We start from the raw sequence: 20,031 nt of genomic DNA, 5'->3' as shown, positions 1-20,031 counted from the left end.
GTTTACATCACCAGACCCATAGGTAGAATGGCGCCCTTCCGTTTCGAGTCAGAGCAGATCACATGGCGTTGCCGACCTTAAGGATCATTGGTTTCATCATCGGCATCTTCCTGATCACCCTGGCGGTCAGCATGGTCGTGCCCATGGCGACCCTGGTGGTGTTCGAACGCACCGGCGACATGCCGTCGTTCCTCTGGTCGAGCCTGATCACCTTCATCGCCGGCCTGGCCATGGTGCTGCAGGGGCGCCCCGAGCACGTCCACCTGCGCCCGCGCGACATGTACCTGCTCACCGTCAGCAGCTGGGTGGTGGTGTGCGTCTTCGCCGCACTGCCCTTCCTGCTGACCCAGCACATCAGCTACACCGACGCCTTCTTCGAAAGCATGTCCGGCATCACCGCCACCGGCGCCACGGTGCTCAGCGGGCTGGACAGCATGTCGCCGGGCATCCTGATGTGGCGCTCGATGCTGCACTGGCTCGGTGGCATCGGCTTCATCGCCATGGCGGTGGCGATCCTGCCGCTGCTGCGCATCGGTGGCATGCGCCTGTTCCAGACCGAATCGTCGGACCGTTCGGAAAAGGTCATGCCGCGCTCGCACATGGTCGCCAAATCGATCGTCGGCGTGTACGTCGGCTTCTCCATCTTTGGCGCACTGGCCTTCTGGTGGGCCGGCATGAGCCCGTTCGATGCCATCAACCACGCCATGTCAGCGATCTCCACCGGCGGTTTCTCCACCTCTGACCAGTCCCTGGCCAAGTGGGACATCCCCGCCGTGCACTGGGTCGCGGTGGTGGTGATGATCCTCGGCAGCCTGCCCTTCACGCTGTACGTGGCAACCCTGCGCGGCAACCGCAAGGCGCTGATCCGTGACCAGCAGGTGCAGGGCTTGCTGGGCATGCTGGTGGTGACCTGGATCGTGCTCGGCACCTGGTACTGGTACACCACCAACCTGCACTGGCTCGATGCCCTGCGCCACGTGGCACTGAACGTGACCTCGGTGGTCACCACCACGGGTTTCGCGCTGGGCGACTACAGCCTGTGGGGCAACTTCTCGCTGATGCTGTTCTTCTACCTGGGCTTCGTCGGTGGCTGCTCTGGCTCGACGGCCGGCGGCATCAAGATCTTCCGTTTCCAGGTCGCCTACATCCTGCTCAAGGCGAGCCTCAACCAGCTGATCCACCCGCGCGCGGTGATCAAGCAGAAATACAACGGCCATCGCCTGGACGAAGAGATCGTGCGCTCGATCCTGACCTTCTCGTTCTTCTTCGCCATCACCATCTGCGTAATGGCGCTGCTGCTGTCATTGCTGGGCGTGGACTGGATGACCGCGCTGACCGGTGCCGCCGGAACGGTGTCGGGCGTTGGCCCGGGCCTGGGCGAAGTGGTCGGTCCTTCGGGCAACTACTCGACGCTGCCGGATGCCGCCAAGTGGATTCTCGCTACCGGTATGCTGCTGGGCCGCCTGGAGATCATCACCGTGCTGGTGTTGTGCATGCCGGCGTTCTGGCGTCACTGACCTCGGCTGGCTCCGCGCCCAGCCGGGCGCGGTATTCGCTGGGGGTCTCATCGAACCAGCGGCGGAATGCCCGGTAGAAGTTGCTCGGGTCGGCAAAGCCCAGCAGGTAGGCGGTCTCCAGCAGGGTCATGCCTGGCTGGGCCAGGTACTGTTCGGCGAGCTCACGACGGGTGTCGTCGAGCAATGCCTGGAAGCTGGTGCCCTCTTCCTGCAAACGGCGCTGCAGGGTGCGCTGGGACAAGTGCAGGGCCTGGGCCAGGGTTTCACGCTTGGGTTCGCCCTGGGGCAGGATACGGCACAGCACCTGGCGCACCCTATGGGTCACGCGGCTTTCGGAAAAACGCGCCAGGTACTCGCCAGCAAAGCGGTCATGCAGGATGGCCATGGCTTCGTTGGCAGTGGGCAACGGCGCTTCCATGTCGGCCCGTTCGAATACCAGGGCATCGTGCGGAGCGCCGAATACCAGCGGGGAATGAAAGGCCACCTTGTACGGCTCGATATCCTTCGGCTGCGGCCCTTGTACCAACACCCGCCGCGGCTGCACCGGCCGGCCGCTGAGCCATTTGCACAAGGCCAGCGCGCAGGCCAGTGACGCTTCGGCGCTGTGGCGGGTGGGGGGCAGGTGATCGCCATGCACGGTCAGAATCAGCGAATAGCCTTCAGGGCCAAGGGTGAAACTCAGGTCGGAGCTTTCGGCAATGATGCGTTGGTAACGCACCAGCCGCTCGAAGCCTTCGGCCAGGGTGCGGCTGGACATCAGCGCGTAACCCACCACATGGAACGAAGCCGGGCGCACCACCCGCGCCATGTTCAGGCCAATCGCCTCGTTGCCCGAAAGTTCGACCGCGAGCTGCCAGAGGCGGGTCATGGCGTCCTGCGGAAAGCGTGCATCCGGATCGTCGAGTGCGGCGAAATCCAACCCCAGCTGCTCGAACATCGCCGGGCAATCGAGCCCTTCGAGCTCCAGCGCCTTCACAATCCCTGATGCCCAGCTGGCTGACGTGGTTCTCTCACTCATGGCAGGCTTCTTGTACGGACCGCTTCATGCGGTGAACCTCAAGGATACTCATTTGGCGCCTATTGTCACTGGCCGGCCCCGCCAATGACTCTAGACTCGATTCAGGCTCCACGCCGTGTATCCTGTCCAAAAGTGATAATCCCGGAGCACTGCCCATGACCCGCACAGCGCAGTTTCGCAGTTTTGCCGAGTTCTATCCCTATTACCTGGGCGAGCACAGCAACCCCACCTGCCGGCGCCTGCACTTTGTCGGCACCAGCCTGGTGATTGCCTTGCTGGCCTACACCCTGGGCAGTGGCAAGTGGTTGTTGCTGCTGGCGGTACCGATCTGCGGCTACGGCTTCGCCTGGGTGGGGCATTTCTTTTTCGAGAAGAACCGGCCGGCGACCTTCAGTCACCCCTGGTACAGCCTGATTGGCGACTTCGCCATGTTCCGCGACATCCTGCTCGGCAGGATCAGCCTCTAGCCTGAGGGCGCAGCCGGCTCATGCCGGCTCGCGTACCGCAGCAGCTTGCGCGGCCAGCCGCGCCTGGGCATCGGCCAGCCGATACAACGCGATGCTGCCATCCCAATGTTCGATCAGCGCCGTGCACGATTCCACCCAATCGCCGCAGTTGAGGTACTCCACCTCCCCCACCTGGCGGATCTCGGCATGGTGGATATGCCCGCACACCACCCCGTGAAAACCGCGACGGGTGCATTCATGGGCAATCGCATCCTCGAAGTCGCTGATGAAGTTCACCGCCCCCTTGACCTTGTGCTTGAGGTACGCCGACAGCGACCAGTAGCCATACCCATAGCGGGCACGCCAGTGGTTGAGCCAGCGGTTGAGCACCAGGGTGAACTCGTAGGCACGGTCGCCAAGAAAGGCCAGCCAGCGGTGATAGCGGGTGATCACGTCGAACTGGTCGCCGTGCACCACCAGCAGGCGACGGCCGTCGGCGGTCAGGTGCTCGGCCTCGTCCACCAGCTGGATGTTGCCCAGCATCAGTTTCGAGTAACGGCGCAGGAATTCGTCATGGTTGCCGGTGACGTAGATCACCTCGGTGCCGCGCTTGCTCATGGTCAGCAAGCGGCGGATCACATTGGTGTGGGCTTGCGGCCAATAAATGCCGCTGCGCAGCTTCCAGCCATCGATGATATCGCCCACCAGGTAGATACGGTCGGCCTGGTAACCCTTGAGGAACTGCGACAGGTGTTCGGCCTGGCAGTCTCGCGTGCCCAGGTGCACATCGGATATCCACAGCGTGCGCACGCGCTGCTTGCGTGACGGGCGAGAAAGTTCGACATGGGTCATGGGCAGGCTCCGGCGCTGTTTGCTGGAGACTGGCAGGCGCAGGTGACAGGTTGGTGGCAGGGATGTGACGAGTGATGGACTACCAGGAATGCGGCACAATGGCGGGCAGCCCCACGAGGAAGCCCCATGGCCGGCCCGATACTATCCATGCGTCATTACCGCGATGAGCTGATCGCCCACAGTCACGCACACCCGCAGCTGGTGTTCGGCCTGCACGGCCGCCTGGACTTCGAGGTGCAGGGCCACAGCGCCAAGGTCGCCCGCCAGGGGCTGGTGGTGGTGCCCGCTGGCGCCCACCACACGTGCGGCAGTGACCTCGGCAGCGATTGCCTGGTGCTGGATGTACCGGACGAACACTGGCTGCACGAGCAGCTGGGGGCGCATGCCGATGCCAGCCGGCGTCTGCTCGACCAGCCTGGCGCACGCGGGCTGAACGAGCGCCAGCAGCAGCTGGTGGACTGGCTGGCGGCGAGCCCCATGGACGACCCGCTGATTGCCCGGCAAGGCGCGGTACTGTTGTTGGCCAGCCTCAACCCCAGCGCTTCGGCCATCGTCACGCCCAGCCATCGTCTGCCCTACGCCGCGTTCGATGTGCATATCGAACAGCACGCAGCGTACCCCTTGCAGGTGGCCGACCTGGCGCGCATCGCCGGCTTGTCCAGTACCCGGCTGCATGCACGGTTCAGCGCCGAATGTGGCATGACGCCAATGGACTACATTCGCCAGCGACGTCTGCTCAAGGCCAGGCGGCTGGTCACGCAGACCTTGCTGCCGATGGGGGAGATTGCGGCGCAGGTGGGGTACAGCTCGCAGAGTGCATTTTCGGCGGCGATGCTGCGGGCGTTTGGTTGCTCGCCGCTGGCCATGCGGCGAGCGCCTGGCGACAACTGACGGCAGGATGGCGACAGAAAGGGATCGCCTGTGGCCTTACACTGTGCTGCACCGGCCTCATCGCGGATAAATCCGCTCCTATAGGTACGGGGTATCGGGGATGAATCCGCGCCTGAAGGCACCGTGTATCGCGGATAAACCCGCGCCTGAAGGCACCGTGTATCGCGGATAAACCCGCGCCTGAAGGCACCGTGTATCGCGGATGAATCCGCGCCTGAAGATACCGTGTAGGAGCGGATTTATCCGCGATGAGGCCGGCACAGCCCTTAAAGATTTGAGCAAGGACTCAGCATGAACCATCGCACCGCCCTCGGCGCCCTGCACATCGGCGCGCTGTTCTTCGGCCTGACCGGGGTGTTCGGCAAACTGGCCACCAGTGCCAGCCCGACGATCATCGTCTTCGGCCGCGCCGCCTTTGCCGTGCTGGCCCTGGCATTGTTCGCCAGCCTCACCGGCCCCGGCTGGCGACGCCTGAACGGCCATGACATACGCCGCCTGCTGCTCGGCGGCGTGCTGCTGGCCGGCCATTGGGTCAGCTTCTTCATCGCCGTGAAGGTCGGCGGCGTGGCCATCGCCACCCTGGGTTTCGCCAGCTTCCCGGCATTCACCGTGATCCTCGAAGGCCTGCTGTTCCGCGAGCGCATCCGCCGCAACGAAGGTGTGCTGGTGGTGCTGGTCAGCATCGGCCTGATACTGGTCACCCCACAGTTCGACCTGGCCAGCCAGGCCACCGGTGGCCTGCTCTGGGCCTTGCTCTCCGGTTTGTTGTTCTCGCTGCTGTCACTGACCAACCGCGCCGGCTCCGGCCGTTTGCCGGCCGTGCAGGCAGCGCTGTGGCAAAACCTGGTGGTCGGCCTGTGCCTGCTGCCTTTCGCCGGCCCAGGCTTGAGCCAGGTGGAACGCATGGACTGGCTGTGGATCGCCCTGCTCGGCATCTTCTGCACCGGCGTCGCCCACAGCCTGTTCGTGGCCAGCCTGGGGGTGATCAAGGCGCGCACCGCCGCCGTTGTCTTTGCCATGGAACCGGTCTACGGCATCGCCGTGGCCTGGGCAGTGTTCGCCGAAACGCCAACCCTGCGCATGCTGCTGGGCGGCGTGCTGATCATCTTCGCCATCGTGCTGTCGAGCCGCATGGCCGCCGAGCAACCGCCGCGGCACAAGGTCGCGGCCGAGGGCGCCTGATCAACGATCGTTGTGGCCCAGGTCGCGCTGCGGGTCGATCTGGTCGCGCACGCGCTGCTTCAGCACCTTGGCCTCGGGGAAGCCACCGTCGGCCTTGCGTTCCCATATCTGCACGGCATCGCAGGTTATGCGGAAGATGCCGCCTGTGCCAGGCTCCAGCGCCACCCGGCCAAGGTCGTCGCCGAAGGTGCTGAGCAGTTCCTGGGCCAGCCAGGCGGCGCGCAGCAGCCATTGGCATTGCGTGCAATAAGTGATGACGATTTCCGGCTTGTTGTCGGCCATGCTGAAGCATCTCCAGGTGAGGGGCCGCTTATACTAGCGGTCTTTAGCCTTCGGTTTGAGACTCACGATGCGCCGCCTGCTGCTCTGCTTTTTGCTGACGCTCACCACCCTCACCGTATTCGCCGCCGAGCCCGCCCGCCCCAAGGTCGGCCTGGTGCTGTCTGGCGGCGCGGCCCGTGGCCTGGCTCATATTGGCGTGCTCAAGGCACTGGAGGAACAGGGCGTGCGCATCGACGCCATCGCCGGCACCAGTATGGGCGCGGTGGTGGGCGGGCTGTACGCCTCCGGCTACAGCGTCGAGGAACTGGAGAAACTCGCCACCACGCTGGACTGGCAACAGGCGCTGTCCGATGCGCCACCGCGCAGGGACGTGCCGTTCCGGCGCAAGCAGGATGACCGTGACTTCCTGGTCAAGCAGAAGCTGAGTTTTCGTGACGACGGCAGCCTCGGCCTGCCGCTGGGGGTGATCCAGGGCCAGAACCTGGCGCTGCTGCTGGAAAGCAAGCTGGCCCACACTGCCGACACCCGCGATTTCGACAAGCTGCCAATCCCCTTTCGCGCCGTGGCCACCGACATCGCCAGCGGCGAAAAGGTGGTGTTCAGCCGTGGCCACCTGCCGCAGGTGATTCGCGCCAGCATGTCGATCCCGGCGGTATTCGCCCCGGTCGAACTCGACGGTCGCCTGCTGGTGGACGGCGGCATGGTCGACAACATCCCGCTCGACGTGGCCCGGGAAATGGGCGTCGACCTGGCCATCGTGGTCGACATCGGCACCCCGCTGCGTGACCGCAAGCAACTGGCCACGGTGGTCGACGTGCTCAACCAGTCGATCACCCTCATGACCCGGCGCAACTCCGAGGAGCAGCTGGCCAGCCTGCACCGCGACGACATCCTCATACAGCCGCAGCTGGCGGCCTTCGGCGTCACCGATTTCGGCCGTGCCCACGACATGATCGACGCCGGCTACCGCGCGACTCGCCTGCTCGACACGCGCCTGGCCGCGTTGCGCCAACCGGAGCATGACGCCAGCCTGGCCGTGGCCCGCTCACCGGGCCAGCGCACACCGGTGATCACTGCGATCAGGATAGAGAACGACTCGAAAGTCAGCGATGACGTGATCCGCTACTACATCCGCCAGCCCATCGGCGAGCCGCTGGCGCTGGGCCGTCTGCAGACCGACATGGGCACCCTGTATGGCCTGGACTACTTCGACCGGGTGCAATACCGCGTGGTACACAAGGGCGATGACAACACCCTGGTGATCAATGCCCGCGGCAAGCGCGGCGGCACCGACTACCTGCGCCTGGGCCTGAACCTGTCCGACGACCTGCGCGGTGACAGTGCCTTCAACCTCGGCGCCAGCTACCGCATGAACGGCATCAACCGCTTGGGCGCGGAGTGGCTGACACGCGCCCAGATCGGCGACCAACAGGAACTTTACAGTGAGTTCTACCAGCCGCTGGACGTAGGCTCGCGCTACTTCGTCGCGCCTTACCTGGACCTTGGCTCGCAGAACATCGAAGCGAGCCTGGACAACGACCCGATTGCCGAGTACCGGCTCGAGCGCTACGGTTTCGGCCTCAATGTGGGCCGCCAGATCGGCACCTCCGGCGAAGTGCGCCTGGGTGTCGGCAAGGCCTGGGGCGAGGCCGAAGTGCGTATCGGCGATCAGGACCTGCCCTCGGTCAGCTTCAACGAAGGCTTTTACGAGCTGAAATACTCGTTCGACACCCTCGACAACGTGTACTTCCCGCACAACGGTGAGGACATCGGCCTGACCGTGCGAAAGTATGACAAGTCACTGGATTCGGACGAGGACTACCGCCAGTGGCTGCTGAACCTGGACAAGGCATTCAGCATTGGCCCGAACACCTTTGTGCTGGGTGGCCGCTATGGGCGTACGCTGGACGCTACCGAGGTGGTGACCTCAAGCTTCGTGATGGGCGGCGCGAGGGAACTCTCCGGCTTCCGCCAGGACTCGGTGTCAGGGCAGAACGTGAGCCTGCTGCGGATGGTGTACTACCGGCGCCTGACTCCGCGGGCCTATCTGCCGCTGGACTTCCCGCTGTATATCGGCGGCTCGCTGGAACGTGGGCGGGTGTGGAACAACGACAACGAATTCGACAGTGGCTACATCAATGCCGCGAGCATCTTCCTGGGGCTGGAGACGCCGTTGGGGCCATTGAACTTGAGTTATGGGGCCAACACGGCGAACGAGCAGGCGGTGTACCTGAACCTGGGGCATACCTTCTAGAACGGGGGCCGCCTTGCGGCCCCTCGGGAGTCAGGATTTTTCCAGGTTGGCGAGGATCTTGGCATGCACCCGCATGCACACTTCAAGATCGGCCTCATCGACGCCCGTGAACAGCTCCAGGCGCAGGGCATTGGCGATGGTCTCGATCTGCTCGATCAGCGGTTTGGCCGGTGGGCACAGCAGGATCTTCTTCGCCCGCCGGTCCTCCAGCACCGCCTGGCGACGCACCAGCCCCTGGCTTTCCAGGCTGTCGAGCAGCCGCGCCAGGGTCGGGCCTTCGACGCCCACGCTCTGCGCCAGCTCACGCTGGGTGGGCGCTTGTTCGAAGCGAGCGAGGTGCAACAACACCAGCCAGCGTGCCTGGGACAGGTTGAGCCCGGCCAGGCGGCGGTCCAGCTCGGCACGCCAGCCGCGGGACATCTGCGCCAGCTGCATGCCGAAGCGGTGTTGGTTGTCGGTCAGGGGCATAGGCAACTCATAGACTAGAACTAATTATTAGTCAGCTAACCATGCTCCGGGGCATCAGGCAAGGCTGGCCGCCGCGGAAACGTCTGATAATCGTCAAAAAGGATGACAAACATCAGCAGTTGACGGAAATGCCGCCCTTCAAAGCTCGAACTCCGCTGCCAATGCCGCACGCACGCAGTACAGCACGCCTTCCGGCACCCGTGCGCCGAACAACGGGGCAATCGCCGATACCGGCGGCAGCTCGCCCTCGCCGTCGAGGAAGGCGTCCTGCACCTCCATCATCAGGTCTTCCGGCAAGTCCAGCGCCTGCTCCAGGCTCAGCTCCTGGCGGCCCAGGGCCTCGGCCAGCAGGCTGTAGACATTTTTCTCGCTGCAGTTGAGCTGCCCGGCGATCTGCGCCGGGGTCATGCCGGCGCGGGCCAGGCTGACCAGTTCGTGGCGCAGGTCGAGCACCACCTTCGGCGCCTCCTCGGTGCCACCCGCGCCGTTGAGCACTTCGAGGAAGGCCTGGCCATAGCGCTCCAGCTTGCGCGCACCGACGCCGCTGACCTGTGCCATGTCGCTGAGGCTGGTCGGCTGGCTGCGGAGCATTTCCAGCAGGGTGGAATCGGGGAAGATGACGTAGGGTGGCACGCTGTGCTCTTCGGCCAGCTTGCGCCGCAGGGTGCGCAGCGCCTCCCACAGTTCGCGCTCCTCGGTGCGCACCAGCTGGCTGGCCGGGCTGCCGCCGCTGGTCGACGTCTTGGCCACGGTCTGTGGCTTGAGGTCGCGGCGCAGCTGCAGGTTAACCTCGCCGCGCAGCAGCGGCCGGCAGCTGTCGGACAGGCGCAAGCCACCGTAGCCTTCCAGGTCGATGTCGACCAGGCCGCGTGCCACCAGCTGACGGAACAACGAACGCCATTCGGCTTCGGCCAGGCCCTTGCCGACCCCGAACACCGAAAGCTTCTCATGGCCGAAGTTGCGTACTTTCTCGGTGTCCTTGCCCAGCAGCACATCGACCAGATGGCCAACGCCGTAGCGCTGGCCAGTGCGGAACACGGCCGACAACGCCTGGCGGGCCGGCTCGGTGGCGTCCCAGGTCTGGATCTGGTCGACGCAGTTGTCGCAGTGGCCACAGGGTTGTTCGAGGGTTTCGTCGAAATAGGCAAGCAGTGCCTGGCGGCGGCAGCGGGTTTCTTCGCACAGGGCCAGCATGGCGTCGAGCTTGTGCTGCTCGATGCGCTTGTGGCGCTCGTCACCCTCGGAGTTCTGCAGCATCTGCTTGAGCATCACCATGTCCTGCAGGCCGTAGGCCATCCAGGCATCCGATGGCAAGCCGTCGCGGCCGGCGCGGCCGGTTTCCTGGTAATAGGCCTCGAGCGACTTGGGCAAGTCGAGGTGGGCAACAAAGCGTACGTTGGGCTTGTCGATACCCATGCCGAAGGCAATGGTGGCGACCATGATCAGCCCTTCCTCGTTGAGGAAGCGATGCTGGTTGGCGGCGCGCGTCTCGGCGGCAAGGCCGGCGTGGTAGGGCAACGCCGGGAACCCCTGCTCACAGAGGAACGCTGCGGTTTCATCGACCTTCTTGCGCGACAGGCAGTAGACGATGCCGGCGTTGCCACGCCGCTCGCCGAGGAAGGCCATCAACTGCTTGCGTGGCGCCTCCTTGGGCACGATGCGGTAGAAGATGTTCGGCCGGTCGAAGCTCGACAGGAAGCGTTCGGCGCCCTGCAGGTGCAGGCGCTGGACGATCTCCTCGCGGGTCCGCATGTCGGCGGTGGCGGTCAGGGCGATGCGCGGCACATGGGGGAACAGTTCGGCCAGTTGCCCGAGCTGCAGGTACTCCGGGCGGAAGTCATGGCCCCATTGCGAGACGCAGTGGGCTTCATCGATGGCGAACAGCGCAATGTCGAGGCCGCGCAGGAAGTCCAGCATGCGCGGCTGCACCAGGCGCTCCGGCGCCAGGTAGAGCATCTTCACTTCGCCACGGCGCAGGCGCCCGGCCAGATCACGCTGCTGCTCCGGGCTCAGGGTGGAGTTGAGCGCTGCGGCGGCGACACCGAGTTCGTCGAGGGTGGCGACCTGGTCGTCCATCAGCGCGATCAGCGGCGACACCACCACCGTCAGGCCCGGGCGCAACAAGCCAGGCACCTGGAAGCACAGGGACTTGCCGCCGCCGGTAGGCATCAGCACCAAGGCATCGCCGCCATTGGCCACGCATTCGATGATCGCTGCCTGGCGCCCACGGAAACTGTCGTAACCGAAGATATCCTTGAGAACGCGCTGAGCCTGTTCGAGCATGTGCAACTCCACAAATCGCCGTACCATCCTGGACACAGGCTGGACGATAAACCCGCTCCGCACACGCCAAAAGCGTAAGCGGCTTTTGCCAGATGGCCGGAGAAAACCCGGTCCTGGATGAAAAACGGCGGAGTATACCGTAGTGACGGCCCGCACAGGATGCCCGGTGACAGACGTTCCCTTTGCCCCGCTGCCGCCGCAAGGTGCTAGAATTCACTATCGTTTATTCCCCAAGGTAGCCCTGTAATGTCCTTCGCCGAGCAACTGACCCGCCTGCAAGCCTTCCTCGACGCCGATGAGCTGCACGAAGAAGCGCTGGACTACGTCGCCGCACACGGCTACCTGACCGCGCTGTCGATCTGCTCCGAGGACGTCCCCGAGCGTGAATGGATCGACGCGCTGTTTGCCGAAGAGCCCCATTACGCCAGCGATGCCCAGCGCACCGAGATCGAAGCGACGCTGGTGGCCCTCAAAGGCCACATCGCCCGCCAGCTGGCCAGCGACGAGGAATTCGACCTGCCCTGCGACCTGGACCTGACCGACGAGCCGGACGATTCCGACCTGCGTGGCTGGTGCATCGGCTTCATGGAGGGCGTGTTCCTGCGCGAAGAGGCCTGGTTCGAGGACGCCGAGGAAGAAGTCAGCGAGATGCTGCTGCCGATCATGGTCGGTTCCGGTCTGTTCGACGAACAGCCTGAGTTCGCCGACATCGCCAGCAATGCCAACCTGCAGGACGACATGATCGTGCAAATCCCGGAAGCGCTGAGCGCGCTGTTCCTGCTGCTGCACGCTCCAGACGAAAAGCCGGCGCTGCTCAAGCCACGCCACCACTGAGTCGGCCGTGCGCTACCTGCTGCTGGCCATCGGCTGGCTCAGTGTTGCGCTGGGGGTGCTGGGGATCTTCCTGCCGGTGTTGCCCACCACCCCATTCCTGCTGCTGGCGGCGGCCTGTTTCGCCCGCAGCTCGCCGCGCTTTCATGATTGGCTGGTCAACCACCCCAAGCTGGGACCGTGGATCCGTGACTACCTGAGCGGCGAAGGCATACCGCTCAAGGGCAAGGTCTACGCCATCGGCCTGATGTGGGCGAGCATCGCTCTGTCCTGCTACCTGGTGCCGCTGTTCTGGGCCAGGGCGTTCATGCTCACCAGTGCGGTACTGGTGAGCCTGTATATCCTCAAGCAAAAGACCTTGCGTCGGCCGGGCTGAGCCCTGCTATCGCCTGTGCCGGCCTCTTCGCGGCTAAAGTCGCTCCTGCAGCCCTCAGGCAGCATGGCCCCTCTGGGAGCGGCTTTAGCCGCGAAGAGGCCGGCACAGGCCATGGAGGGCAGCAATTACACGGTATCCACCTTCAACGAATGATCATTGATCATTCCGTTGATGATGGTCGCAGTATCCTGCCCTGCCGAAATCACGCCGCCCGCCCCCGCAGTCACCCCGTAATGCTGGGCCAGGTCGACCCCCGCCAGGTCGATGGTCTGGGTCGGCGCCGCCCCTGCCACACTGCTCACTTCGATGGTCGAGACCACGTTTGTACCGCTGCCGCTGACCTTGAAGTGCAGGTAGTCATCCAGCGAGGCCGCCGTGGCATTCTCACCCTGCAGCAGTTGCGACAGGTCCAGGTGGTCGCTGCCCGGGGTGAAGTCGGTCACCGTGTCATGCCCAGTGTCGCCCTTCTGCCAGACGAAGGCGTCGTTGCCGTTGCCTCCGGTCATGATGTCGTCGCCTGGCCCGCCGATGAGGAGGTCATTGCCATCGCCGCCCTTGAGCACATCATTGCCCAGGCCACCGTTGAGCAGGTTGTCGCCGGCATCACCGATCAGGGTGTCGTTGTAGTCGGAGCCGATCAGGTTCTCGATGCCGGTCAAGGTATCGATACCAGCGGCACCGGTATCCTGCGGGCCAATATGGCTCAGGTCGACCGTCACCCCTCCGGTGGCCGAGGCATAACTGGCGGTGTCGTTGCCCGCCCCGCCATCGAGCAGGTCGTTGCCAAGGCCGCCGATCAACAGGTCATTGCCAGTGCCGCCGTGCAGGGTGTCATTGCCCGAACCGCCTACCAGCACATCATGGCCGTCACTGCCATCGAGGAGCGTGTCGACGTTGCTTGCCATCAATACATCATTGCCTGCCGTGCCATTCAGGGTAGTGCCGGCGTGGTAGGTGATATCCACCGCGCCAATAGCACTGCCGCCATGGCCATCGCTGACCGTATAGCTGGCCTGATGCACTTCGTTCACGGCATTGCTGTAGTCGACCACCAGGCTCAGCTTGTAGTTTTCGGCGGCCTTGCTGTAGTCCGACGGGTTGGCCTGATTGACCACATGGATGCTGTACACCCCGTCATGGCTGGCAGTGAAGCTGCCGCCATCGGCGATGGGCTGGTAGCTGCCACTGGCATCCTTCCACTCCAGGCTCAGGTTACCGTCCGGGCGATCATGGTCCAACTGCAGGGTCTCGCCCTTGCGCAGGCTGACGGTGATCACGTCCTCGCCATTTGCGTTGCTGCTGCTGATGTTGCCGAGGTAGCCGAACACCACGAGCGCCGCGGTCATGCTGCCGGCGGCAGTGGTGAAGGCACTGCGGTCCAGGGCCTTGAACTGGTTGTCGAGCGTATTGCCCTGGCCATCGAAGGTGATGGCAGGCACGCCATTGCCGAGGGTGAAGCCGGCTCCCTTGTCGGCAAAGTGGGTGTTGACGGTGATCGGCGCCGCGTTCAAGTGGTCGTTGTCCGGATCACTGTCATTGGCCAGCAGCACTTCGGACGGCAAGGTGATGCTGGAACCGGTGATGTTGGTAATGACATGGTCGGCCACCGCCACCGGTGCATGGTTGCCATTGATCATGATCAGCAGGTCAGCACTGCTGGTATCACCGTCATTGTCGCTGACCATGAAGCCGATACGCTCGGGCGGGCTGCTGTCATTGCCATTGGGTGGCGTATAGGTGAACTCGCCAGTATGCATGTTCACCAGCAGGCTGCCGCCCAGGCTGGTCTTGATGGTGAGGGTGTTGCCCGTGGTGTCGAAGCTGGCGTTGTCGGCGCCACCGCTGGCCAGGTAACTGCCCTGCCCCGCGTTGGCTTTCGGGTCATAGGTGTAGGTGGTGCCGTCCACCAGCAGGGCCTTGATGAAGCCGCCATCGGCGCCGAAGGTGCCATCGCTGAGCAGGCTGCCGGTAATCGGCGAACCCTGTACGGTGCCCGACAGCACGCCATAAAGTTGGTTGAAGTCGTTGACGATCACCGCGTTGGTGTCGGTATGGCTGCTGCCGTCATAGGCCAACGGGTTCAGGTTGCCCGCGTTGACGTCCTGGCCCAGGCCAATGGCGTAGGATTTGATGCCATTGCTGTCGAGGAACGTCTCCCAGCTGGTTTCGCGGGACGCGGTCATGGCATGCCCGGAGCTGGGCTCGCCATCGGAGAAGAAGTAGCTGACATTCTGTGCACCCGCCAGCTTGCCATTCTGGGCAAAGGCCGTCTGGGCAGCCGTAGCCGCGCTGTCGTAGTAGGTCGAACCGCCAGCCTGCAAGCCGCTGACGATCGACTTGGCGGCCTCGATGCTGACCCACTCCGCCGACTGGATCTGCGCCCCACCGCTGAAGGTGACGATCTGCACCTTGATGTCGCCCATGCCGTCGTACTTGTCGAGCAGCGCAGCGATGGCGTGTTTGGCCGCGTCCAGGCGGGTCAGGCCGGGTATGCCTGAAGCACAATCCATGCTGCCGGACACATCGATCACCAACAGGATGTTGGAATCCAGCTTGCCCGGTGTGATGCTGCGTTCGGCGCAGATCGCATTGGGCACATCGTCGACAATGGTGATGGCGATGTTGCTGGTGACGCTGTGGCCCAGCGCGTCGGTGGCCTTGTAGGTGAAGTTTTCGACCGCCGAACCGGCACCCGGGGTATTGGCGGGTGAAGTCAGCGTGTAGGTGTAGCTGCCGTCAGGGTTGACGCTGATCTGCCCGTACTGGCCGACAGCATTGCCCACCAGGCTGTACGTCAGCGCCCCCACGCCACCGGAAACCGACCCAACCAGCGAGCCGGATGCGGTTTCGCCGGTCGACGTCGGATCGCTGCCAACGGTGGTGCCCGCAGCCAGGTCGTTGCCATCCTTGTGCAGGTCGAGGGCTTTCTCGTACACCGTGACATCACGGTCCCCGCAGGCCACGAGGGTGGCATCGTGCACGTTGATGGTGATCGTCGTGGTGCTTTCGTCACCGTCGGCATCGCGCAGGGTGTAGACGAAGGTGTCGACCGCATCCCGTGGCGAGACCACGTCCGGGTTGGAGTGGTAGACCGCATTGCCCTTTTCATCGAGGGTCAGGTAGCCATACTGGCCATTGACCTGGGTGTTCAGCTGGCCGATGGCCGAGGTACTGGTGTCGTTACCGGCACGCACGCCAACCACATAGTTGCCATCGCTGCGCACATCGGCCCCGACCACGTCGTTGTACATCACATTGCCGCGCACCTCGTCACCCTTGTACACGCTCACGAAATCGCAATGGGCTTGGGGCACGTCGTCGACGATGGAGATGACGATGGTGCTGGTGGCCGAATGGCCATAGGCGTCCTGGACCTGATAGGTAAAGGACTCCGTCACGGTGTTGGCGCCGTCGTTGGCATGGGTCGGTGAGTTGGCCGGAGACGTCAGGGTATAGGTGTAGCTGCCGTCGGCATTGAGATGAAGCTGGCCGTACTGCCCGACAGCATTACTGACCAGGCTGTAGGACAACGCGCCCAAACCACCACTGGCCAGGCCGACCAAGCTGCCAGACGCGGTTTCGAGGGACGATGTCGGGTTGCTGCCGGTAACGGTACCTGCGGCGAGATCGCTGCCGTCCTTGCTCAAGTCCAGCGCTTTTTCGAACACCGTGACGCCACCGTCCATGCACACTTCGATACGCGGGTCATGCACGTTGATGGTGACCGTCGTGGTGCTTTCGTCACCGTCGGCATCGCGAATGGTGTAGACGAAGGTGTCAACGGCATCGCGCGGCGACACCACGTCCGGGTTGGAGTGGTAAACCGCATTGCCCTTTTCATCGAGGGTCAGGTAGCCGTACTGGCCATTCACCTGGGTGTTCAGCTGGCCGATGGCCGAGGTGGAGGTGTCGCTGCCAGCGCGCACACCGACCACATAGTTGCCATCAGTGCGCACATCCGCACCGACCACATCGTTGTACATCACATTGCCGCGCACTACGTCGCCCTTGTACACACTGGTGTAATCGCTGTGGGCTTGCGGCACATCGTCGACGATGGTGATGACAAGGGTGCTGGTGGTCGAATTGCCGACCGCGTCTTTCACCTGATAAGTGAAGGTTTCGGTGACAGTGTTGGGGCCGTCGTTGGCGTGGGTCGGCGAGTTGGCCGGCGAGGTCAGGGTGTAGGTGTAGGTGCCGTCGGCGTTCAGGTGAAGCTGGCCGTACTGGCCCGTGGCATCGCCCACCAGGCTGTAGGTCAACGCACCGACACCGCCGCTGGCAGAGCCGACCAGGGTGCCGGAGGCGGTTTCGCGGCTCGAGTCCGGGTCGCTGCCGGTGACACTGCCGGCGGCCAGGTCGTTGCCGTCCTTGTGCAGGTCCAGGGCGTTTTCGTACACCGTGACATCACGGTCCTCGCAGGCCATCAGCGAATTGTGGACGTTGATGGTGATCGTCGTGGTGCTTTCATCGCCGTCGGCATCCCGAATGGTGTAGACGAAGGTGTCAACGGCATCGCGCGGCGACACCACGTCCGGGTTGGAGTGGTAAACCGCATTGCCCTTTTCATCGAGGGTCAGGTAGCCGTACTGGCCATTCACCTGGGTGTTCAGCTGGCCGATGGCCGAGGTGGAGGTGTCGCTGCCAGCGCGCACACCGACCACATAGTTGCCATCAGTGCGCACATCCGCACCGACCACATCGTTGTACATCACATTGCCGCGCACTACGTCGCCCTTGTACACACTGGTGTAATCGCTGTGGGCTTGCGGCACATCGTCGACGATGGTGATGACAAGGGTGCTGGTGGTCGAATTGCCGACCGCGTCTTTCAGCTGATAAGTGAAGGTTTCGGTGACAGTGTTGGGGCCGTCGTTGGCGTGGGTCGGCGAGTTGGCCGGCGAGGTCAGGGTGTAGGTGTAGGTGCCGTCGGCGTTCAGGTGAAGCTGGCCGTACAGGCCCGTGGCATCGCTCACCAGGCTGTAGGTCAACGCACCGACACCGCCGCTGGCAGAGCCTGCCAAGCTGCCGGAAGCGGTTTCACGAGCCGAGTCCGGGTCGCTGCCGGTGACGCTACCTGCCGCCAGGTCACCGCCATCCTGATGGGTATCCAGAGCGCTCTCGTGGACCGTTACCCCGCCCACGGGGCCGGCAACGAGCGAGCAGTCCTGCACATTGATCGTGATGGTCGTGGTGCTCTCGTCACCGTCAGTGTCGCGAATGGTGTAGACGAAAACGTCGCTGGCGCCTTGCGGCAGCACCACATTCGGGTTGGCGTGATAGACCGCATTACCCGCCGTATCAATGGTCAAGGTGCCGTACTGGCCCACGATCGCGGCATTGAGATTGCCGATGGCCGATGTCGACGTATCGGAGCCGGCACGCGCACCGACCACGACAGTGCCGGTGCCCGCCTGGTCCGCACCCAGTTTGTCATTCCACAAGACATTGCCTGTGGCTGTCCCGCCTTCAACCACGCTGGTGGTATCCGCGCTCGCCTGCGGCACGTCATCGACGATGTTGACGTCCAGGCTGCCGGTGGCGGTGCTGCCATCGACATCCTTGGCGACCACGTCGAAGTGTTCGCTGATGCTGTTGGTACCGGCACCGTCTGGGTGGTTGCCGTTGTCGGTCAGGGTGTAGCTGTAGCTCACCACCCCGGTACTGGGGTTGTAACCGGTGATGGTCAGGGTGTTGCCTTGCGGTGTGACCACCGATTGCGGGAAGCCGACGGCCACGCCGCCCGTGACCACGGCGATGCCGCCCACGCTCAAGCTTTGCAGGCCATCCGGTGCAGTGACCTTGAAGGTACCTTGCTGGGTCAATGCATTCGCATCCGGCGAGGTGCCGTCGCTCAGGTTCTTCTCGTAGACGCTCAGCTCGCCGTTCTGCACGTCCAGGCCGTTGAGGGTCACCGGGTCGTTGAGGTTGCTGATGTTGAGCGTCAGGGTCGCCGTGCTGGTGTCGCCGTCAGCGTCCTTGATGGTGTAGGTGAAATGCTCCACACCCTCGCCGCCACCGCCCAGATTCTTGAAGTCCGGGGCGTTAGGGTTGAGCGTGTAGGTGTAGGAACCGTCTGCGGCCAGGACCAATGTGCCGTAGGTGCCGGTGTAAGTACCGGCGATCACCGGGCCACCCGCCACGCGGTCAGCGCCCTGGATATCGTTGCTCAGCACGTTACCGGTCAGCTCGACGTGCTGTTCGGTTGCCGTCACAGGGTTGCCATCATCGAAAGCTTGCGGCGCATCATCATGGATGATCACATCGAGCGAGCCTTGGGCGACATCACCGTCACGGTCACTGACGAGCACCTGCAAATGCTCGGTCAACGACTTGGCCCCATCGTTTTCGATATGTTGTCCGGATGCAGTGAGCGTATAGCTGTAACTGACCTCGCCAGTGTCAGGGTTGTAGCCAGTAATCGTCAGGATGTTTCCTAGCCCGGTGGTGATCGACTGTCCAACGCCTGTCACCACACCGCCCGTCACCACATTGATGCCACCGACACTGAGATTGAACACGCCATCCTGCGCCACCACGGTAAAGCGGCCCTGTTGGGTCAGTGCCACCGCATCACTGGCAGAACCCAGTGGCAGATTCGCCTCGTTCAGGCTCAGTTCACCCGGGTCGATGTTCAGGCCCAGCAAGGTGACAGGATGATTTTCGTCTACTGACGGGATGGTCGGCTCCGCAGGTCCCGTGCCGCCATTGCCGTTGTCACCTGCCCCAGGCCTACCGTTGAGCGTACTGCCATTGCTGGGGTCGAGGCCGCCTACTTCGCGGTTGGCAAGTTCGGGAAAACCATTGAAACCTGCCGTCGGGAAGCCCACCACGGGATCGACACGGGCGCCGACTTCATCAAGTATGACGAAACTGTGACCACCTCCCAGCGCCCCGGAGACACTAGGGCTGCCTGAGCCGGCGGCGGTCGCCTCGGCGCTCTGGGTCGGGTCGTCGCCTGCGGCAATCGCCTGCTGGATACGCTCCACATCACTCAATTGTGCGTCGCTCGGCGCTACGTCGTGGGCCGGTGCATGGGGCGCCCGGTTGGCAAGCAGGTCCGACGTCATCTCCAGGCTGCTTTCGCGGCCCAGGGTCAACTCGGCACCGTTCTGCAGGCGCACCGCCACGGCCCCAGCAGCCCCCGTCTCCAGCTGCTCGCCCACGAACAGGCGGTCACCTTCGATCAAAGGGCGCCGACTTCCATCGCTGGCGACTGCGAATACCTGGCCAATCACCTTGCTGACCACACCGACATACTTAGCCATGAGCGCACGCCTCCCCTTACTGGTGGGCTACATCAGCCAATGACATTGCGCAGGCAGGTGCGGGCATGAGGTACGAAACCGCTCGACTGTAAGACTCGTACGCTCAGGCACTACTTTGGCGATAGTAATAATGTAAGTTGGCCATCAATCCATGCCAATTTTTTGTCGCCAAATACTGCTTTCACCTAACCCTTCTTCGTCCTTAGCTGCAAAAAATATGGAACTTGCTGCAGTGCTTGTAACTCGCGCTCTGTAACGACTCGCGAATTCACTTGGATGAAACAATGTCTTGCTTTCCATAGACCGCATAAGTTTTTTTTCGCATAGCCATTATGAAAAAATCTTCTTAGATCGCGCGTCAAA

At 63.5% G+C, this 20,031-nt stretch carries 13 protein-coding genes; 7 read left to right on the top strand and 6 right to left on the bottom strand.

Annotated features, from left to right (window positions below; all coding sequences use genetic code 11):
- Positions 1 to 62: 62 nt before the first annotated feature.
- Positions 63 to 1,517: a TrkH family potassium uptake protein gene (locus HU738_RS17755; RefSeq protein ID WP_186604461.1), complete on the top strand. Its 1,455-nt coding sequence runs from the start codon at positions 63 to 65 to the stop codon at positions 1,515 to 1,517.
- On the opposite strand, the gene HU738_RS17750 is transcribed toward HU738_RS17755, so the two are convergent.
- Positions 1,474 to 2,535: an AraC family transcriptional regulator gene (locus tag HU738_RS17750; protein ID WP_176507928.1), complete on the bottom strand. Its 1,062-nt coding sequence runs from the start codon at positions 2,533 to 2,535 to the stop codon at positions 1,474 to 1,476. The two genes, HU738_RS17755 and HU738_RS17750, sit on opposite strands and share 44 nt — an antisense overlap.
- Before the next feature lie 155 nt (positions 2,536 to 2,690).
- On the opposite strand from HU738_RS17750, the gene HU738_RS17745 reads away from it, so the two are divergent.
- The gene (locus HU738_RS17745; protein ID WP_176507927.1) at positions 2,691 to 3,002 is read left to right on the top strand and encodes an Mpo1-like protein; all 312 of its coding nucleotides are present in this window, start codon (positions 2,691 to 2,693) and stop codon (positions 3,000 to 3,002) included.
- Positions 3,003 to 3,020: 18 nt separating this feature from the next.
- Here HU738_RS17745 and HU738_RS17740 read toward each other — a convergent pair whose 3' ends face one another.
- Entirely contained in the window at positions 3,021 to 3,833 is an 813-nt protein-coding gene (locus HU738_RS17740; protein ID WP_186604459.1) for a UDP-2,3-diacylglucosamine diphosphatase, read from the bottom strand.
- 126 nt (positions 3,834 to 3,959) lie between these two features.
- Here HU738_RS17740 and HU738_RS17735 point away from each other — a divergent pair, with 126 nt between their 5' ends.
- Together HU738_RS17735 and HU738_RS17730 are read left to right on the top strand one after the other, a co-directional pair.
- Complete coding sequence (locus HU738_RS17735) at positions 3,960 to 4,724, top strand: helix-turn-helix domain-containing protein (protein ID WP_186604457.1); 765 nt, start codon at positions 3,960 to 3,962, stop codon at positions 4,722 to 4,724.
- A 291-nt stretch (positions 4,725 to 5,015) separates the two neighbouring features.
- A complete protein-coding gene (locus HU738_RS17730) occupies positions 5,016 to 5,906 on the top strand; it encodes a DMT family transporter (RefSeq protein ID WP_176507924.1) in 891 nt (296 codons plus the stop codon).
- Here HU738_RS17730 and HU738_RS17725 read toward each other — a convergent pair whose 3' ends face one another.
- Positions 5,907 to 6,188: an Rdx family protein gene (locus HU738_RS17725; protein ID WP_186604455.1), complete on the bottom strand. Its 282-nt coding sequence runs from the start codon at positions 6,186 to 6,188 to the stop codon at positions 5,907 to 5,909.
- Between the two features lie 67 nt (positions 6,189 to 6,255).
- On the opposite strand from HU738_RS17725, the gene HU738_RS17720 reads away from it, so the two are divergent.
- Positions 6,256 to 8,442 carry a patatin-like phospholipase family protein gene (locus HU738_RS17720; RefSeq protein ID WP_186604453.1) on the top strand — a complete coding sequence of 729 codons (2,187 nt, stop codon included), beginning with the start codon at positions 6,256 to 6,258 and terminating at the stop codon, positions 8,440 to 8,442.
- A gap of 30 nt (positions 8,443 to 8,472) precedes the next feature.
- Here HU738_RS17720 and HU738_RS17715 read toward each other — a convergent pair whose 3' ends face one another.
- The gene (locus HU738_RS17715; protein WP_054886967.1) at positions 8,473 to 8,910 is read right to left on the bottom strand and encodes a MarR family transcriptional regulator; all 438 of its coding nucleotides are present in this window, start codon (positions 8,908 to 8,910) and stop codon (positions 8,473 to 8,475) included.
- A gap of 138 nt (positions 8,911 to 9,048) precedes the next feature.
- Positions 9,049 to 11,193, bottom strand: coding sequence for a DNA helicase RecQ (gene recQ, locus HU738_RS17710; RefSeq protein ID WP_186604451.1), 2,145 nt, complete (start codon positions 11,191 to 11,193; stop codon positions 9,049 to 9,051).
- A gap of 246 nt (positions 11,194 to 11,439) precedes the next feature.
- Here recQ and HU738_RS17705 point away from each other — a divergent pair, with 246 nt between their 5' ends.
- Both HU738_RS17705 and HU738_RS17700 read left to right on the top strand, forming a co-directional pair.
- The gene (locus HU738_RS17705; RefSeq protein ID WP_054886969.1) at positions 11,440 to 12,027 is read left to right on the top strand and encodes a YecA/YgfB family protein; all 588 of its coding nucleotides are present in this window, start codon (positions 11,440 to 11,442) and stop codon (positions 12,025 to 12,027) included.
- 7 nt (positions 12,028 to 12,034) lie between these two features.
- The gene (locus tag HU738_RS17700; protein WP_186604449.1) at positions 12,035 to 12,400 is read left to right on the top strand and encodes a YbaN family protein; all 366 of its coding nucleotides are present in this window, start codon (positions 12,035 to 12,037) and stop codon (positions 12,398 to 12,400) included.
- A 125-nt stretch (positions 12,401 to 12,525) separates the two neighbouring features.
- On the opposite strand, the gene HU738_RS17695 is transcribed toward HU738_RS17700, so the two are convergent.
- A complete protein-coding gene (locus HU738_RS17695; RefSeq protein WP_217871484.1) occupies positions 12,526 to 19,668 on the bottom strand; it encodes a retention module-containing protein in 7,143 nt (2,380 codons plus the stop codon).
- Positions 19,669 to 20,031: the final 363 nt, after the last annotated feature.

Origin of the sequence: Pseudomonas vlassakiae (genome assembly GCF_014269035.2) — a bacterium.
Lineage (GTDB): Bacteria > Pseudomonadota > Gammaproteobacteria > Pseudomonadales > Pseudomonadaceae > Aquipseudomonas > Aquipseudomonas vlassakiae.
The sequence above is the reverse complement of the archived record's forward strand: the minus strand, read 5'-3'. Positions and strand labels throughout refer to the sequence as shown.

Bases quoted from the DNA above. Each gene is read 5' to 3' on its own strand.
- HU738_RS17735 (WP_186604457.1), top strand. From the start codon at position 3,960: ATGGCCGGCCCGATACTATCCATGCGTCATTACCGCGATGAGCTGATC.
- HU738_RS17725 (WP_186604455.1), bottom strand. From the start codon at position 6,188: ATGGCCGACAACAAGCCGGAAATCGTCATCACTTATTGCACGCAATGC.
- HU738_RS17740 (WP_186604459.1), bottom strand. From the start codon at position 3,833: ATGACCCATGTCGAACTTTCTCGCCCGTCACGCAAGCAGCGCGTGCGC.
- HU738_RS17720 (WP_186604453.1), top strand. From the start codon at position 6,256: ATGCGCCGCCTGCTGCTCTGCTTTTTGCTGACGCTCACCACCCTCACC.
- HU738_RS17695 (WP_217871484.1), bottom strand. From the start codon at position 19,668: ATGGCTAAGTATGTCGGTGTGGTCAGCAAGGTGATTGGCCAGGTATTC.
- HU738_RS17750 (WP_176507928.1), bottom strand. From the start codon at position 2,535: ATGAGTGAGAGAACCACGTCAGCCAGCTGGGCATCAGGGATTGTGAAG.
- HU738_RS17705 (WP_054886969.1), top strand. From the start codon at position 11,440: ATGTCCTTCGCCGAGCAACTGACCCGCCTGCAAGCCTTCCTCGACGCC.
- HU738_RS17755 (WP_186604461.1), top strand. From the start codon at position 63: ATGGCGTTGCCGACCTTAAGGATCATTGGTTTCATCATCGGCATCTTC.
- recQ (WP_186604451.1), bottom strand. From the start codon at position 11,193: ATGCTCGAACAGGCTCAGCGCGTTCTCAAGGATATCTTCGGTTACGAC.
- HU738_RS17730 (WP_176507924.1), top strand. From the start codon at position 5,016: ATGAACCATCGCACCGCCCTCGGCGCCCTGCACATCGGCGCGCTGTTC.
- HU738_RS17715 (WP_054886967.1), bottom strand. From the start codon at position 8,910: ATGCCCCTGACCGACAACCAACACCGCTTCGGCATGCAGCTGGCGCAG.
- HU738_RS17745 (WP_176507927.1), top strand. From the start codon at position 2,691: ATGACCCGCACAGCGCAGTTTCGCAGTTTTGCCGAGTTCTATCCCTAT.